The organism is Burkholderia sp. Ac-20345 (assembly GCF_017104825.1).
GTDB lineage: Bacteria > Pseudomonadota > Gammaproteobacteria > Burkholderiales > Burkholderiaceae > Burkholderia > Burkholderia lata_B.
In genome coordinates this window covers 13,769-29,206 of sequence record NZ_JAAGPO010000130.1, presented here as the reverse complement: position 1 = coordinate 29,206, position 15,438 = coordinate 13,769, and the positions used below count along the sequence as shown (strand labels likewise).

Genomic DNA, 15,438 nt, shown 5'->3' with positions numbered 1-15,438 from the left:
CTCGATACGCGCATCGGCCAGCCACAGCGCGCGTTCGCGCCAGATCGTCGCGCGCTGCGCACGCGCCATCGCAAGCTGGCTGCCCGCCACGGCCATCATTACGGTCGCGAGCAGCGCGATGGCCAGCATCGCTTCGATCAGCGACGTGCCGCGCATTGCGTTGCGCATGGCGCTCACGCAGCGCCGCAGCGGCCGGCGACAAGCCGCGCCCGACCGCCTGCCGCGATCCGCACGCAACGCGATACTTGCGCGCCGTCAGCCCCCGGCACGTCGCGCCGCGGACGCAATTCGAAACGCCGGATGCCACCGATTGCCTGACCGACCGGCGGCGCGAACGCGAGATCGTGCGCGGCACCCGCGACGGCCACTTCGGCATCGCGCGGATAGCGCCGCAGCACGCGCGACTGCCCGTCGACCTGCCCGCTGACGATCCAGTCGCACGACCATTCGGCCGGATCGCACCGCTCACCGGCGCGCAGACAGGTGCTGCCGCTCCCGGCCCGGCACAGCGTGACGCGCACGCCGAGACGCGTCGCCTCGGTACGTGCAAACGACAGCGCACCGAGCAACGCACGCGAGCGTGCGTCCACACGCTCACGCATGCGCCACTGGTCGAACGCGGGCGCCGCATAGAGCGCGAGCCCGGCCGCCAGCGAGATGGCGACCATCAGCTCGACGAGCGTGAACCCGCGCGAGCGTCGCAACACATTTTTCAGGGGGTGAGCGTGCAGTTCCATCGCAGTCGTCCTTCGCCAAGGTGATGCGACGACTGTAGCGACGCGTGCGGACGCACGCCATTTGCCGAATGGCCGACTGGCGGCATGCGATCGCCACCGACACAATCGGCGCGAACTGACCAACGGAGAAGACGATGAACGGACGCAGCGCGTCAGCGCTTACGCGGAGTCTTGGCGGGAGAGGCGCGACGGAACTCTTCGATCACGTCGGCAAATTCGGAAACGTCCTCGAACTGGCGATACACCGATGCGAAGCGGACATAAGCGATCGTATCGAGGCCGCGCAACTCGTTCATCACGAGTTCGCCGAGCTTCTCGCTACGCACTTCGCGCTCGCCTGTCGCGAGCAGTTGATATTCGATGCGGGCGACCGCCGCGTCGATCGCGTCGGCAGCAACCGGCCGCTTGCGCAGCGCGAGTTGCATGCTGGCGACGATCTTGCGACGGTCGAATTCCGTGCGGCTGCCGTCCTTCTTCACGACGAACGGCAGGGACAACTCGACCCGCTCGTACGTCGTGAAGCGCTTGTCGCAAGCCGAGCAGCGACGTCGCCGCCGGATCGCGGCGCCATCTTCGGACACGCGGGAATCCACGACCTGCGTGTCGTCATGCCGGCAGAACGGGCAGCGCATCGTCGATCAGCGATAGACCGGGAAACGCTTGGTCAGCTCGGCAACCTGCGCGCGCACGCGCTCGATCGTCGCTGCATCTTCGGGGTTGTCCAGCACGTCCGCGATCAGGTTGCCCACCTGTTCCGCTTCTGCCGGACCAAACCCGCGCGTCGTCATTGCCGGCGAGCCCAGGCGCACACCGCTCGTCACGAACGGCTTTTCCGGATCGTTCGGGATCGCGTTCTTGTTCACCGTGATGTGCGCCGCGCCCAGTGCCGCTTCCGCTGCCTTGCCGGTGATGTTCTTCGCACGCAGGTCCACCAGCATCACGTGGCTTTCCGTACGGCCCGACACGATCCGCAGCCCACGCTTCACCAGCGTTTCAGCCAGCACGCGTGCGTTCTCGACCACCTTCTCCTGGTATGCCTTGAACTCCGGCGACAGCGCTTCCTTGAACGCCACGGCCTTCCCTGCGATCACGTGCATCAGCGGGCCGCCCTGGATCCCCGGGAAGATCGCCGAGTTGATCGGCTTCTCGTACTCCGCCTTCATCAGGATCACGCCGCCGCGCGGGCCGCGCAGGCTCTTGTGTGTCGTCGTCGTCACGAAGTCCGCGTGCGGCACCGGGTTCGGGTACACGCCCGCTGCGATCAGGCCTGCGTAGTGCGCCATGTCGACCATCAGGTACGCACCGACCGACTTCGCGATCTTCGCCAGGCGTTCGAAATCGATCTTCAGCGAGAACGCCGATGCGCCCGCGACGATCAGCTTCGGCTTGTGTTCCTGCGCGAGCTTCTCGGCGGCTTCGTAGTCGATGTCTTCGTTCTCGTTCAGGCCGTAGCTCACCACGTTGAACCACTTGCCAGACATGTTCACGGGCGAGCCGTGCGTCAGGTGGCCGCCGTGCGCGAGGCTCATGCCCATGATCGTGTCGCCCGGCTTGAGCATCGCGAAGAACACGCCCTGGTTCGCCTGCGAACCCGAGTTCGGCTGCACGTTCGCTGCTTCCGCGCCGAACAGCTGCTTCACGCGGTCGATCGCCAGCTGCTCGACCACGTCAACGTATTCGCAGCCGCCGTAGTAGCGCTTGCCCGGATAACCTTCCGCGTACTTGTTCGTGAGTTGCGAGCCCTGCGCGGCCATCACGGCCGGGCTCGTGTAGTTTTCCGACGCGATCAGCTCGATGTGATCTTCCTGGCGGCGGTTTTCCTGCTCGATCGCGGCAAAGATTTCGGGATCGACGTTCGCAATGGTGCTTTGGGCTCTGTCAAACATACGGTTTCCGTTAAGTGTGTACAGGTTGACCGGAGCGGCCGAGTACGGTGCGCTGCTGGCGGGACCAGCTCGACGTGGCGGAAGAATCCGTATGACGCGAGGCAGGACAGCCACCGGCGATGCACGCGACGGCGCACAACGGCTGCCCAGGCGAACGGCAAAAACGGCGCCCCGCGCTTCACGGTGGGATGCTCCACCTTGAACCCGAAGGGTTCTATCGCCAGTCACGCGGGGGTGATGAGCGCGTTAGTGTATTGGATGCGTCATGAATAGGCAACCGCGCGGCCGTGCACCGGGCACAATTGGGGCCAGACTCTACGCGCCCGTGCCGGAACGCTTTGCCGCCTTGCCGCGGTGCGGCAATCTCAGTAGGCTTGCGGGATACTACCCGCTATTTTGTCATCGACCAGGAGCAGCAATGATCGTGTTCGTCACAGGCGCGTCCGCCGGCTTCGGCGCCGCCATCGCCCGTGCCTTCGTCAAGGGAGGCCATCGCGTCGTCGCTACCGCGCGCCGCAAGGATCGTCTCGATGCACTCGCCGCCGAACTCGGCGATTCCCTGCTGCCGCTCGAGCTCGACGTACGCGATCGCGCGGCCGTTGAGGCCGTGCCGGCCACCCTTCCCGCCGAATTCGCGGCACTCGACGTGCTCGTCAACAACGCCGGCCTCGCGCTCGGCGTCGAGCCGGCCCAAAAGGCCAGCCTCGACGAATGGCACACGATGATCGACACGAACTGCACGGGCCTCGTCACGGTCACGCACGCACTGCTGCCCGGCATGATCGATCGTGGCCGCGGTCACATCTTCAATATCGGCTCGGTCGCGGGTTCGTACCCTTATGCGGGCGGCAACGTCTACGGCGCGACCAAAGCGTTTGTCAGACAATTCAGCCTGAACCTGCGCGCCGACCTGCTCGGCACGCCGCTGCGCGTCACCGACATCGAGCCTGGCCTGTGCGGCGGCACCGAATTCTCGAACATCCGCTATCGCGGCGACGACGCCAAGGCGGCGAACGTCTACAACAATGTCCAGCCGCTCATGCCCGAGGACATCGCCGACACGATCTACTGGATCGCGACGCGCCCCGCGCATGTCAACGTCAACACGATCGAACTGATGCCGATCGCGCAAGCACCCGGCGGCCCGACCGTCCACCGCGGCTGAAGCCACGCGGGCCCGGCCCCTTCCCGGCCGGCCCGCAGTGTGCTACGGCATACTACATTCCGTTACGAATCGGTTACGAATCAGGCTCCTGCCTTCCGGTAGAATGCGCGCCATGACCCAGCCTACCCGCTCCCCGGAAGCGCCGTCCGGCTTCATCTGGCCGGTGCGCGTGTACTACGAGGATACCGACGCAGGCGGCATCGTCTTCTATGCCAACTACCTGAAGTTCTTCGAACGCGCCCGCACCGAGTGGCTGCGCGCATGCGGCATCGACCAGCGTCAGCTCGCCGACGACACCGACGCGATCTTCGTCGTCCGCAGCACGTCGCTCGACTACCGCGCGCCGGCGCGACTCGACGACACCCTCGCGATCACGAGCCGGCCCGGACGCATCGGCCGCGCATCGGTGGAATTCACGCAGGAAGCCTGGTGCGGAGACACGTTGCTCGTGGCCGGACACATCCGTCTCGGCTGCGTCGACCGTACCGGTATCCGGCCCGCGGCCATCCCGCCGGCCGTGCTCGACGCGCTGCAGCGCGGGCCCGTCATCAACGACGGGCAGACTGCACTGTCAACGAAGCTCGCATGAGCCCCGTTTAGACAAAGCCTATGAACTTGCCTTTCTGATTCGATACTAAGCAAGGTTCGGCGCCAGGCATGGCCGGCGCGCCGCGCCGCACGCATACCGGGCGCCCCGAAGGGACGTTACTCAAACCTCTATGAACACTTCTCAAGACCTGTCGATCATTTCCCTCGTCCTCAACGCGAGCGTGCTGGCCCAGGCCGTGATGGGGCTGCTGCTGCTGCTGTCGCTGATGTCGTGGACCTTCATCTTCCGCAAGTGGTTCGCGATCCGCCGCGCACGCGCGCAGACCGAACGCTTCGAGAAGGATTTCTGGTCGGGCGGCGACCTGCAGGCGCTGTACCAGAGCGCGGCCAACAACCGCCACACGATCGGCGCACTCGAGCGGATCTTCGAATCGGGCATGCGCGAATTCCTGAAGGCGAAGGAAAAGCGCATCAGCGATCCGGGCCTCGTGCTTGACGGTGCACGCCGCGCGATGCGCGCGTCGTTCCAGCGTGAAATGGACGTGCTCGAAGCGAACCTCGCGTTTCTCGCATCGGTCGGCTCGGTCAGCCCGTACATCGGTCTGTTCGGCACGGTCTGGGGGATCATGAACTCGTTCCGCGGCCTCGCGAACGTGCAGCAAGCCACGCTCGCGAACGTCGCGCCGGGCATCGCCGAGGCGCTCGTCGCCACCGCGATCGGCCTGTTCGCCGCGATTCCGGCGGTGGTCGCGTACAACCGCTACGCGCACGACATCGACCGCCTCGCGATCCGCTTCGAGACCTTCATCGAAGAGTTCTCGAACATCCTGCAGCGTCAGGCCCAGTAAGGAGCACGCCATGGCAGGAAGTCCCATCCGATCCAGCATGCGCGGCGGCCGCTCGCGCCGCGCAATGGCCGACATCAACGTCGTGCCGTACATCGACGTGATGCTGGTGCTGCTCGTGATCTTCATGGTCACCGCACCGCTCGTCGCCCCGTCGATCATCAACCTGCCGACCGTCGGCAACGCCGCGCCGCAGGAGCAGACGCCGCCCGTCGTCGTCAACATCAAGGCCGACCGCACGATGAGCGTCAAGTACAAGGGCGACTCGGGCGCAACCCAGGAAGACACGATGACGAAGGCCGAGCTCGACAGCTTCATCGTCGCCCGGCAGGCTGACCATCCCGACCAGCCGGTCGTGATCGCGGCCGACAAGACCGTGCAGTACGATGCGGTCATGACCGTGATGTCCGATCTGAAGGCGCGCGGCGTCAAGCGCGTCGGCCTCCTCGTCAAATCGCAATGACCCGGCAGCAATCCACGCGCAGCTCCGCCTACCCGCCTCGGCCTCCCCGCGAGCGCGGCACCTGGCGCGCATTCGCGCTTGCCGCGCTGATGCACATGCTGCTCGCGCTGTTCCTCTATCACGGCGTGCAGTGGCAGAACAGCACGCCGGCCGGCGCCGAAGCCGAGTTGTGGACCGAGGTGCCCGATGTCCCCGCGCCCCGGCCCGTCGTGACACCCGCACCGCCCGTGAAGGTCGCGCCGCCCGCTCCTCCGGTGCGCGACGAGCAGGCCGACATCGCGTTGCAGCAGAAGAAGCGGCAGCAGGAAGCGGCCGCGCGTGAAGCGCTGCTCGAGCAGCAGCGCCGCGCGCAGCAACTGAAGGCCCAGCAGGAAGAGGAAACCCGGCGCGCGCAGCTCGCGGCGCAGCAGGCAGCCGCGCTCGCCGCGCAGAAGGCCGCGGAACGCGACAAGCAGAAGCAGGCCGACAAGCTCAAGCAACAGCAGCTCGCCGAGCAGCAGAAGCTCGAACAGCAGAAACTCCAGCAACAGAAGCAGGCGCAGCTCGAAGCGCAGCAGGCGGCGAAGGCGAAGGCCGACGCGGCCGCGAAGGCAAAGGCGGAAGCCCAGGCCAAGGCGAAGGCCGAAGCCACGGCGCGCGCGAAGGCCAACGCGGCGGCGAACGCAAAGCTCGACCGCGAGCGCAGCGCGCGCCTCGCGCAGATGCAGGGCCAGTCCGGCGCCGGTGAAGGCGGCGGCGAGGGCCTCGCGAAAAGTGGCACTGGCACGGGCTCAGGCGGCAATGCCGCTACGCCCGGCTATGCCGACAAGGTGCGCCGCCGCGTCAAACCGAACATCGTTTGGGGCGGTGAGCGAGCAGGCCTGACCACCGTCGTCAAGATTCGGTGCACGCCGTCCGGTGACGTATTGAGCGCATCGGTTTCCCGTTCCAGCGGGAATTCGGGGTGGGATCAAGCCGTGGTCAATGCGATCCACGCATCGGTCCCGTTGCCGCCCGATTCTAACGGTCGTACCCCGTCGGACATTACGATTACCTTCAAGGCAGCGGAGTGAAAGGAAATGCGCTTACACTCCGGGCGTCGCTGTCGGACGGGAACGAATCGGGTATTTTTACTGTCTCTGCCGTTGCGCAGCGATCCAAGTCATACGGGAAGCAACAAGCATGAGTTTGATGACAAAGCTAGGTTTCAGGGCACTCGTGGCCTCGTGTCTGATTACGGCGGGCAGCGCCGCTAACGCCCAGGTCAACGTGCTGATCACCGGTGTCGGGTCGACCCAGTTCCCCATCGCCACCGCGAATTTCGCGAACGAGGCGAACCTGCCGCAGCAGGTCACGTCGATCGTCCGCGCCGACCTCGCCCGCAGTGGCAAATTCACCAACATCGACGCAGGCAGCACGCCCGTGCCGGAGTCCGCATCGGTCGATCTCGGCGCATGGAAGGCCAAGGGCGCCAATGCGTTCGTCGCCGGCAGCGTGAACCGCGAGGCGAACGGCCAGTACAAGGTCAACTTCATCCTGTACGACACCGTGAAGCAGCAAAGCCTCGGCGGCCTGTCGCTGACGGCCACCGACACCACGCTGCGCACGGCCGGCCACAAGATCGCCGACTACATCTACCAGAAGCTGCTCGGCGTGCGCGGCGTGTTCGCCACGCGCCTGTCGTACGTGATCAAGACCGGTAACCGCTACCAGCTGCAGATCTCGGATTCGGACGGCCAGAACGCGCGCATCGCGCTGTCGAGCACCGAGCCGATCATCTCGCCGTCCTGGTCGCCGAGCGGCACGAAGGTCGCGTACGTGTCGTTCGAGCGCAAGAAGCCGATCGTCTACATCCACGACCTGCCGACCGGCCGCCGCTACATCGTCTCCGACCAGAAGGGCAACAACAGCGCACCGGCATGGTCGCCGGACAGCAACACGCTGGCCGTCGCGCTGTCGCTGTCGGGCAATACGCAAATCTATACGGTCAACTCGACCGGCGGCGGCCTGCGCCGTCTCACGCAGAGCAGCTCGATCGACACCGAGCCGTTCTACTCGCCGGACGGCCGCTGGATCTACTTCACGAGCGATCGCGGCGGCGCGCCGCAGATCTACCGGATGCCCGCGCAGGGCGAAAGCGCCGGCGCGGCGCAGCGCGTGACCTTCACCGGCAGCTACAACACGAGTCCGCGCATCAGCCCGGACGGCAAGCTGCTCGCTTACATCTCCCGCACGGGCGGGGGCTTCAAGCTGTACGTTCAGGATCTGCAATCGGGCGCGGCGAACGCCATCACGAATACGAATCGCGACGAATCGCCGAGCTTCGCGGCAAACGGCCAGTACCTTCTGTACGCTACCCAGTCGGGTGGTCGCAATGTTCTGGCAGCAGTGCCCTCCGACGGCAGCGCGCCGCCGCAAATCCTGTCCGTCCAGGGCGGCTCCGTTCGTGAGCCGTCGTGGGGGCCCTTCATGCAATGACCACAAGGAGAGTAAACATGATGTCGAATAAAGCTCGTCTGGCCCTGGCCGTGATGATGATCAGCGCGCTCGCAGCGTGCAAGTCGGGCGTGAAGCTCGACGACAAGGCAAACAACGCGGGTGCAGTCAGCACGCAACCGAGCGCCGACAACGTCGCTCAGGTGAACGTCGATCCGCTGAACGACCCGAACAGCCCGCTCGCGAAGCGCAGCATCTACTTCGACTTCGACAGCTATTCGGTGAAGGACGAGTACCAGCCGCTGATGCAGCAGCACGCTCAGTACCTCAAGAGCCACCCGCAGCGCCACGTGCTGATCCAGGGCAACACCGACGAACGCGGCACGAGCGAGTACAACCTCGCGCTGGGCCAGAAGCGTGCGGAAGCCGTCCGTCGTGCGATGGCACTGCTCGGCGTGAACGATTCGCAAATGGAAGCGGTGAGCCTCGGCAAGGAAAAGCCGCAGGCAGCGGGTCACGACGAAGCATCGTGGGCGCAGAACCGTCGCGCCGACCTCGTCTACCAACAGTAAGTAACGGAAGAATCGCCGTATGACGCACCGTGTATCCCTGCTGCGCGTTGCCGCAGCATTCTGCGTCGCCGGCGCGGCGTGGTCGGCCGCGCCGGCGCACGCCGGCGTGTTCGACGACAACGAAGCGCGCCGCGCCGTGCTCGATCTGCGCAGCAAGACCGACAACCTGGCGAGCCAGTTGTCCGCCGCCCAGCGTACGATCCTCGATCAATCCGGCCGTCTCGACCAGCTGAATCAGCAGGTCGCGACGCTGCGCGGCGAGAACGAGGATCTGACGAACCGGCTGACGACGCTCGAGCGGCAGCAGAAGGAGTACTACCAGGATCTCGACACACGGCTCAAGAAGTTCGAGCCGCAGCAGGCGACGATCGATGGTGTCGAAGGCACCGTGCAGCCGGGTGAAACGGATGCGCTCAGTGCGGCGCAGCAGCAGTTCCGCAACGGCAACTTCAAGGCGGCGGCGGCTTCGTTCCGCGCGTTCATCGCGAAGTATCCGCAGAGCCCCTACCAGCCGACCGCGCAGTACTGGTACGGCAATGCGCAATACGCGCTGCGCGACTACCGCGGCTCAACTGCAACGTGGCAAGGGATCGTCAGCAAGTTCCCGCAGCACCCGCGCGCAGCCGACGCCCTCGTGGCAATCGGCACGAACCAGCTCGAACAAGGCCAGAAGGCGGCCGCGAAGAAGACGTTCGAGCAGGTCGTGTCGCAGTACGGCGGGTCGAACGCTGCGCAGACCGCGCAGGGCAAGCTCGAGACGATCAAATAATTATCGCGGCGGGTTGTTGACAGCCTGACAATCCGTCGCTATAATCTTTTGCTCTTTGGGTCGTTCGCCAAGTTGTTGAAGCAACGAACCAACAGGTTTCAAGAACGTGGGGTGGTAACTCAGTTGGTTAGAGTATCTGACTTTTAATCAGAGAGTCGAGGGTTCGAGTCCCTCCCACCCTACCAACTATCTTTGATAGTGCAAATTAAAGCCTCCCAAGCGGAGGCTTTTTTGCGTCTGCCGCATTCGTGTCGATGCGTGGCATCCCGGTGATGCCTGCCACACATTCAGCCGCGCCCTCCCGACTCCGCTACCGGACGGGGCACGCAATGCCCCGCCCGTACGTCAGCGCGCACTGACGTCGCGCAGCACGCCACCGTATCCCGCGTACAGATTGCCGTCAGGCAGCAACTGCCGCTGCGCGAGCTGCCGATGCACGACCGGCAGGTTATGGAACGGCATCCGCGCGAACAGGTGATGTTCGATATGAAAATGAATCGCGTGCGGGCCGAACAGGAACGTCTGCCACGAACGCCGGACGATCGTGCGCGCGTTACGGCTCTGGTCGGCACACGCCGGCAGCCCTGCATGCTCGAAGATCGCGCGCACCTGTCCGGCGAGCGGCAGCAGCGTGACGGACGGCACGATCCACAACGTGACGTACAGTAGCGGATGTCCTGCCCATGCCAGCGCGCCGAACAGCACACCGTTGCCGGCCAGCATCGACGCGACTTCCCACGCGGCATACGCGCGCGACTTCCGGACCTTCGGCAGCGCATGCGCAAACTCGCCACGGGCGAGCTTCACGACACTCGTCACGTAGCCGATCCCGCACGCATACGCGAGCAGGCGGCCGATCAGCCGCCCGCGTGTTACCGGATAGTCGTGCACGCCGAACAGCAGCGCGACCGGATCGTCCGACTGCATCGGTGCGCGATGGTGCTTCAGGTGGCCTGCACGATACGTGCGCAGCGACAGCCACAACGGGCCGGCCGCGAACAGTTGGCCCAGCGCGTCGTTGACACGCCGGTTCCGCGCCAGCAACCCGTGCGCGCCTTCGTGCATCATCACCGCGAGCGCAAGCTGGCTGCGTGCGATCACGATCGCGGCCAACACGTACACGAGTGGATGCGCAAACGCGATCGCAGCCACGAACGCAGCGGCGATCATCAGCCAGTCGCCAGCCAGCGCCGCGCCGACACGCGACGCGCTCACGCGAAACAACGCGGGATCGGGTACGAACTGCGCAAGCTCCGCATTCGACCCGGCAGGGTGAACATGGGTATCCGTCACGCGAGCCTCCTGCGCAGCGAACGCCGCTCGACCCACAGCGCACTGACCATCGCGAGCGCCACACCGCCCAGCACATCGGCCACCGTATGCTGCTTGAGCGTCAGCGTCGACGCGCAGATCAGCACGCCGACCCCCACCGTCACGATTCGCCGCCGGTCCGCCAGCATCCGGCAGGCAAGGCAGGTCACCGCGACATGCAGGCTCGGAAAACCGTTGGCCGCGAGATCGAGCTGCCACATGCGTGCGAGACGGTGGCGCACGAACGCGTTGCCGATCTCCGCGACGTCGGGCCGCGGCACGGCTTCCGGAAACAGCAGGAAGCACACGACACCGAGCACGAACGCAATCAGCACGGCCTCCTTGAACGCGGCGAACGCGGGCGGCCGCGCAAACGCGGCAAGCGCAATCACGAACGGAAAGAAGCCGACATAGACGAACCACGACCACGCGATGAACGGAATCCGCGCGTCGATCGCCGTGGCAAACACGTAGCGCGGCGTGACGCTGCGCTCCAGCAGAAAAAAAATCGCGAGGCCGGCTGCCATGCCGAACGTCGCGGCCAGCATCTGCCGGATATCGGGCCGCCGATCATCTCGAAACGACAGCGAATTCATCGTGATGCCGGCGCCTCGCATCGCGTCTTCGTATCGGCCACCTGCGCACGCGGACCCAGCGCGAGGAGGCGCGACGTCCATGCATCCACGCGTGAACGTGCATGCTCGCGGCCGGCGATCGTGCCTGCCTGCGTGCCGGGATTGCGCATCAGTTCGGCTGCGGCCTGCCCGACTTCCCGCCGGAACGCGGCCGCATCGCCGCGCCACGTGACGACGCGGTGCACGAGTTGCAGCCGCGCGGCGCGCGCGGCGTTGCTCGCCTGCTCGGGCTGGTCGGACTGCACGAGCAGGATCGGGCGGCGGTACACGCGTGCGATCGACAGCGCGGCCATGCCGGGTGCCGATACGATCAGCGGTGCATGGGCGGCGCGCGTCGCCCAGTCGGCGTCGACGCCGGTCCAGCCGTCGTGCCCGGCGTAGCCCTCGCCCACACGGTGCGTGGCGAGCCCCGCGTCGCGCATGCCGGCCGACAATGCATCGGCGAGCGCGATATCGCGGAAGTGCGGGTTCAAATAAACGGCTGCGGCAGCCGGCTCCGAAGCCGGCAATTCTGCGACGATCGGCACCGGCGTCGGCAGCCGGCAATGCGCGCGCGATCGCCGGACTTCGTCGGCGGCGTCGTACGCAAAATCGTGTTCGATGCAGCATCGCGCCGAATCGATCTGCCAGTCCACGATCCGCGCGAAAGCACGCGCCAGCACGCGTGGCAGCCGCGCATCGAAATTCGCGGTCAACGCACGGCGCAGGCTGCCGCCATACACGTGGACGATGCGGTGCCGCCAGCCCGGCATCGCGCCCATGAACAGCAGCGCAGGATGAAACGAGTCGTTGATCACGAGATCCGCATCGCGGACGATCGCACGCAGCCGCGCGATGTCGCGCAGCATGCGCGTCGGCCTGAACACGTAGTGCGCGACATTGCGATCGGTCGCGTCGCGCAGCATGTTCTGCCGTTCGTCGAACTGCACCGCGTAGTGACGGGACAGCACGGCCGCGTCGATATCGAACGCAGCCAGGAATGCCTGCCCCGCATCGGACGTCGTCCACACGTCGACCTGCGCGCCGGCCGCACGCAGCGCGTGCACGAGCAGTTGCGCGCGCATCAGGTGGCCGCGCGCGTCGGCCGTCGCCAGATAGACGATCCGCGACATCATGCTCGCGGGCGAAGTGACTGGAACCAGCCGGCCGCGACCATCGCCAGCGCGCCGGTCACGCCGAAACCGGCTTCGATCGCGCGGATCTCGTTCAGCAACGTGGCGAGATGCGCGGTCTCGGACGGCGCAACGAGACGTCGCAGCGTATCCGAGCAAAGCCGGACATGCCGCGTCTCGTCGGCGAGCACGCGCGAGAGCAACGGATACAGCGGATGCGCGGCACCGATCGTCGCGCAGTGGCGCGCAAGCACGCGCATCGCCATCTGCTCCGCGCACAGACCCGTCGCATAGGCCGGCACGAGCACGCCTTGCGAGAAATGCGGCGCATGGCGCTGCGCGAGCCGGCGCCATCGCATGATCTTGCGCCGGCTCAGCCAGTCGGGCTCATGCGGCGCGGTCGACGGCGCGACACCCCGTACGCGCAGCGCCTCGGCAAACGCAGCCGCGTGGCGACGCTCGTCCGCGAGATGCTGCTCGATCCGCGGCGCAAGCCAGTCCGGCGGCTGTCCGGTCCAGTCCTCGTGCAACGCGCACTCGGTCGCTTCCTCGCCGATCAGGTACATGCGCAGCACCCAGCGCTCGCCATGTGTGCTGCGATGAAGCTGCCGGATCGCCGCCCGCTTGATGCGATCGACGAGGTACGCGCGTAGCCGCGCCACGCCGCGCGGTGCGGGCGCGTCGAGACAGTCGAAGCGCGCGTCGTGCGCCGCCTGCGGCGCCGCCGGCAGTTCGCCTGCCGTAGTCATGCCGGCACGCCCCGGACGGACGCGGATTTCGTCGCGGACGCCGCAGCGGCGGCAGGATCGCGACGCCATCCAAGGATCAGGCCGATGAAGCTTTCCTGCATGAACGCATGCGCGGACGCGGTCGCACCCGCGAATGCCTCCTCGCGGCCATTCACGCGCAGATAGCCGTTGCCGTCGCGCGCGCCGAATTCGATCCGGTCGTTCTTCTTGAAGCCGCGCGCACGCATGTCCTTCACGAGCGCGCTGCCGTCGAGGCCGAACAGGAACAGCTCGCGCTGCGCGACCCACACCGGAATGTGATTGCTCAGCGCATCGAAACGAATCGTCCACGTGCCGGACGCGAGTGCGCGATCGACGTCGGCATCGTGCGGCGCGTTCGACGCAAAGCTCGCGCGCGCGACCGACTTCGTCAGGCCGCCGACGCCGAGCGCGATCGTGATGTCGTCCACCGACGGCTGCTTCGGATCGGTTGCACTCACCTTCACGAAATGCCGCGCGAGACGCGATGCCAGCGACGGATGCGCGAACAGCGCCAGCGTTTCCTCCGGCGTGAGCACGTCGCGCTCGCCCTCCCCCTCCTTCACGCGCACGCGATACGGATCGATCCGGACGTCGGCGAACGTGCCGTGCACGGGCGCATGGACGTACACGTCGCGATCCCATTTCGCGTCGTTGCGACGCAGCAGCACGTGCACGCTCAACGGCACGCGCCGGCCCTCGCCGTCGACGCCCGTACCCTGCAGCAGCACGTCACCGAGCACGTCCTTCGTGCGGCGCGTCGCATCGCTCGAAAAGACGATCGTGTGCGCATCGGTATCGATACTCGCGTGAACGTCCGGCGCATCGAGCGCGACGCGGTTGCAGTCCGTGGCGGCCGCGCTCGCGAACGGGCAGCCGCTTTGCGACGCGAAGTGGTAGATCCCGCGCCCCGCATGATCGACCGGCGCGGCATGGGCGCCGGCGCTGGCGGCAAACAGGGCGAGGCAGGCAATACGGGTGGCGAGAGAGGGCATGGTCGTTGTCGGATGGATGCGGAGTGCCGGGGTATCGGTGTGTCATGGCCGCGCGCGATGCGCGGCGCCGGTTCAATGACGGTGGTAGGAAAGCGCTTCGAGATCGCGCCGGGCCGACGCGCGCCCGGCGAGACCGAAACCGCGCGCGAGCGCGCCGAGCGTATCGACGGCGGACGCCGCGATCGTGACGCCGACGGCCGCGAGATAGCGGGCAGCGCCCAACTGCGGCAGTTGCTGGCGATTGAGCGCGCGCAGGCTGTAGCCGAGCCGCATGGCCATCACGCAGAACGGGCCGAGCGGGCCGCTGCGGCCGAGCCACTGCCATCCGCGCGGCAGGTACGCATTCACGAGATACGGCGTCAGCCCGACGCTGTCCTCGCCGCGCATCCAGCGCAGCTTCAGCGATTCGCGATGCGTGTCCGGCAGCCGATGTTCGGTGTGAGCGGCCGGCGCGAACTCGACTGCCACGCCGGCTGCCTGCATCCGCAACCCCATTACTTGGCAATGCGCGCGATAGACGCCGTCGAGTGGCTCGTAGCGGAATTGCGCGAACACATCACGCCGGAACGCGACGTTGTTCGCATAGAAATTGCGCGTCGCGCCGTCGTGCAGCGGGCTCGGGAAATACATGAAATCGATCGACGTCAGCGCGATGCCGAGCACGTTCGGCGCATAGCTGGTGCGCCCCGCCACGGCGACGGGCGCATCGTCGGCTTCGCGCGCGAACGGTGCGAGCAGGTGCTCGAGCCAGTCGTCGGCCGGCCGGCAATCGGCATCGCCGAACACGACGATGTCACAGCGGGACGCGTCGACGCGATCGAACCCGTCGTTCTTCGCATCGTAGTAGCCGGTACTCGCACCGATCTCCACGAAGTCGATCGGGCGGCCGGCCAGCGCGGCGATCTCCGCGCACGCATCGGCCGGCAGGCCGTCATGCGTGATGATCCATTGCGCGAGTGCCGCGGGCGGCACGGTCTGGTTCGACAGCGCCGATACGAGGCGCTTCAGGCTGTCCACGGCCTGCGCGAGGCCTGCGCCGCCGCGCAGGTTGTTCGTCTCCAGCACGAGCGCGGCGCTCGCCGCCATCGAACGGGCAGCCGCGCGGGTGTGCCGCGTGGTTTCTGTGAAATCTGGCATCCGGAATATCTCCATCGTCATGCGCGACGGCATGGATGAAACGAATGGGCGGGGAGCCCGCGGCGCACCGGCGAATGCGG

At 66.5% G+C, this 15,438-nt stretch carries 17 protein-coding genes, 1 tRNA gene and 1 riboswitch; of the genes, 9 read left to right on the top strand and 9 right to left on the bottom strand.

Annotation, left to right across the window (positions count from 1 at the left end; all coding sequences use genetic code 11):
• Positions 1-173: 173 nt before the first annotated feature.
• From G3O06_RS32865 to glyA, 3 genes are all read right to left on the bottom strand, one after another.
• Complete coding sequence (locus G3O06_RS32865) at positions 174-737, bottom strand: GspH/FimT family pseudopilin (protein WP_174913241.1); 564 nt, start codon at positions 735-737, stop codon at positions 174-176.
• Between the two features lie 152 nt (positions 738-889).
• A complete protein-coding gene (gene nrdR, locus G3O06_RS32860) occupies positions 890-1,369 on the bottom strand; it encodes a transcriptional regulator NrdR (RefSeq protein ID WP_050011738.1) in 480 nt (159 codons plus the stop codon).
• 6 nt (positions 1,370-1,375) lie between these two features.
• Positions 1,376-2,623, bottom strand: coding sequence for a serine hydroxymethyltransferase (gene glyA, locus G3O06_RS32855; protein WP_021157166.1), 1,248 nt, complete (start codon positions 2,621-2,623; stop codon positions 1,376-1,378).
• A gap of 137 nt (positions 2,624-2,760) precedes the next feature.
• A riboswitch (ZMP/ZTP riboswitch) is annotated at positions 2,761-2,861 on the bottom strand.
• Between the two features lie 180 nt (positions 2,862-3,041).
• On the opposite strand from glyA, the gene G3O06_RS32850 reads away from it, so the two are divergent.
• The 9 genes from G3O06_RS32850 to G3O06_RS32810 all read left to right on the top strand — a co-directional run bounded on the left by G3O06_RS32850 (position 3,042) and on the right by G3O06_RS32810 (position 9,586).
• Positions 3,042-3,788 (top strand): SDR family NAD(P)-dependent oxidoreductase, encoded by a 747-nt coding sequence (locus G3O06_RS32850; protein ID WP_205818705.1) that lies wholly within the window; start codon positions 3,042-3,044, stop codon positions 3,786-3,788.
• A gap of 103 nt (positions 3,789-3,891) precedes the next feature.
• Complete coding sequence (gene ybgC, locus G3O06_RS32845) at positions 3,892-4,377, top strand: tol-pal system-associated acyl-CoA thioesterase (RefSeq protein ID WP_039361271.1); 486 nt, start codon at positions 3,892-3,894, stop codon at positions 4,375-4,377.
• A gap of 130 nt (positions 4,378-4,507) precedes the next feature.
• Positions 4,508-5,185: a protein TolQ gene (tolQ, locus tag G3O06_RS32840; protein ID WP_021157170.1), complete on the top strand. Its 678-nt coding sequence runs from the start codon at positions 4,508-4,510 to the stop codon at positions 5,183-5,185.
• A 10-nt stretch (positions 5,186-5,195) separates the two neighbouring features.
• Entirely contained in the window at positions 5,196-5,645 is a 450-nt protein-coding gene (gene tolR, locus G3O06_RS32835; protein WP_011351075.1) for a protein TolR, read from the top strand.
• Complete coding sequence (gene tolA / locus G3O06_RS32830; protein WP_174913249.1) at positions 5,642-6,697, top strand: cell envelope integrity protein TolA; 1,056 nt, start codon at positions 5,642-5,644, stop codon at positions 6,695-6,697. Before tolR ends, tolA begins: the two co-directional genes overlap by 4 nt.
• Before the next feature lie 109 nt (positions 6,698-6,806).
• Positions 6,807-8,102 (top strand): Tol-Pal system beta propeller repeat protein TolB, encoded by a 1,296-nt coding sequence (gene tolB, locus G3O06_RS32825; protein ID WP_174913252.1) that lies wholly within the window; start codon positions 6,807-6,809, stop codon positions 8,100-8,102.
• A 17-nt stretch (positions 8,103-8,119) separates the two neighbouring features.
• Positions 8,120-8,632 carry a peptidoglycan-associated lipoprotein Pal gene (gene pal / locus G3O06_RS32820; protein WP_011351072.1) on the top strand — a complete coding sequence of 171 codons (513 nt, stop codon included), beginning with the start codon at positions 8,120-8,122 and terminating at the stop codon, positions 8,630-8,632.
• A 19-nt stretch (positions 8,633-8,651) separates the two neighbouring features.
• Positions 8,652-9,401 carry a tol-pal system protein YbgF gene (ybgF, locus tag G3O06_RS32815; protein ID WP_174913255.1) on the top strand — a complete coding sequence of 250 codons (750 nt, stop codon included), beginning with the start codon at positions 8,652-8,654 and terminating at the stop codon, positions 9,399-9,401.
• A 108-nt stretch (positions 9,402-9,509) separates the two neighbouring features.
• Positions 9,510-9,586, top strand: a tRNA-Lys gene (locus G3O06_RS32810).
• 160 nt (positions 9,587-9,746) lie between these two features.
• On the opposite strand, the gene G3O06_RS32805 is transcribed toward G3O06_RS32810, so the two are convergent.
• The 6 genes from G3O06_RS32805 to G3O06_RS32780 all read right to left on the bottom strand — a co-directional run bounded on the left by G3O06_RS32805 (position 9,747) and on the right by G3O06_RS32780 (position 15,358).
• Positions 9,747-10,694, bottom strand: coding sequence for a fatty acid desaturase family protein (locus G3O06_RS32805; protein ID WP_205818704.1), 948 nt, complete (start codon positions 10,692-10,694; stop codon positions 9,747-9,749).
• Positions 10,691-11,329, bottom strand: coding sequence for a phosphatase PAP2 family protein (locus G3O06_RS32800; protein WP_241020363.1), 639 nt, complete (start codon positions 11,327-11,329; stop codon positions 10,691-10,693). The genes G3O06_RS32805 and G3O06_RS32800 overlap by 4 nt, the downstream gene beginning before the upstream one ends.
• A complete protein-coding gene (locus G3O06_RS32795) occupies positions 11,305-12,462 on the bottom strand; it encodes a hypothetical protein (protein ID WP_205818703.1) in 1,158 nt (385 codons plus the stop codon). The genes G3O06_RS32800 and G3O06_RS32795 overlap by 25 nt, the downstream gene beginning before the upstream one ends.
• Positions 12,459-13,208: a hypothetical protein gene (locus tag G3O06_RS32790; protein WP_205818702.1), complete on the bottom strand. Its 750-nt coding sequence runs from the start codon at positions 13,206-13,208 to the stop codon at positions 12,459-12,461. Before G3O06_RS32790 ends, G3O06_RS32795 begins: the two co-directional genes overlap by 4 nt.
• A complete protein-coding gene (locus tag G3O06_RS32785) occupies positions 13,205-14,221 on the bottom strand; it encodes a hypothetical protein (protein ID WP_205818701.1) in 1,017 nt (338 codons plus the stop codon). Before G3O06_RS32785 ends, G3O06_RS32790 begins: the two co-directional genes overlap by 4 nt.
• A 72-nt stretch (positions 14,222-14,293) precedes the next feature.
• Positions 14,294-15,358 carry a glycosyltransferase family 2 protein gene (locus G3O06_RS32780; RefSeq protein ID WP_241020362.1) on the bottom strand — a complete coding sequence of 355 codons (1,065 nt, stop codon included), beginning with the start codon at positions 15,356-15,358 and terminating at the stop codon, positions 14,294-14,296.
• Positions 15,359-15,438: the final 80 nt, after the last annotated feature.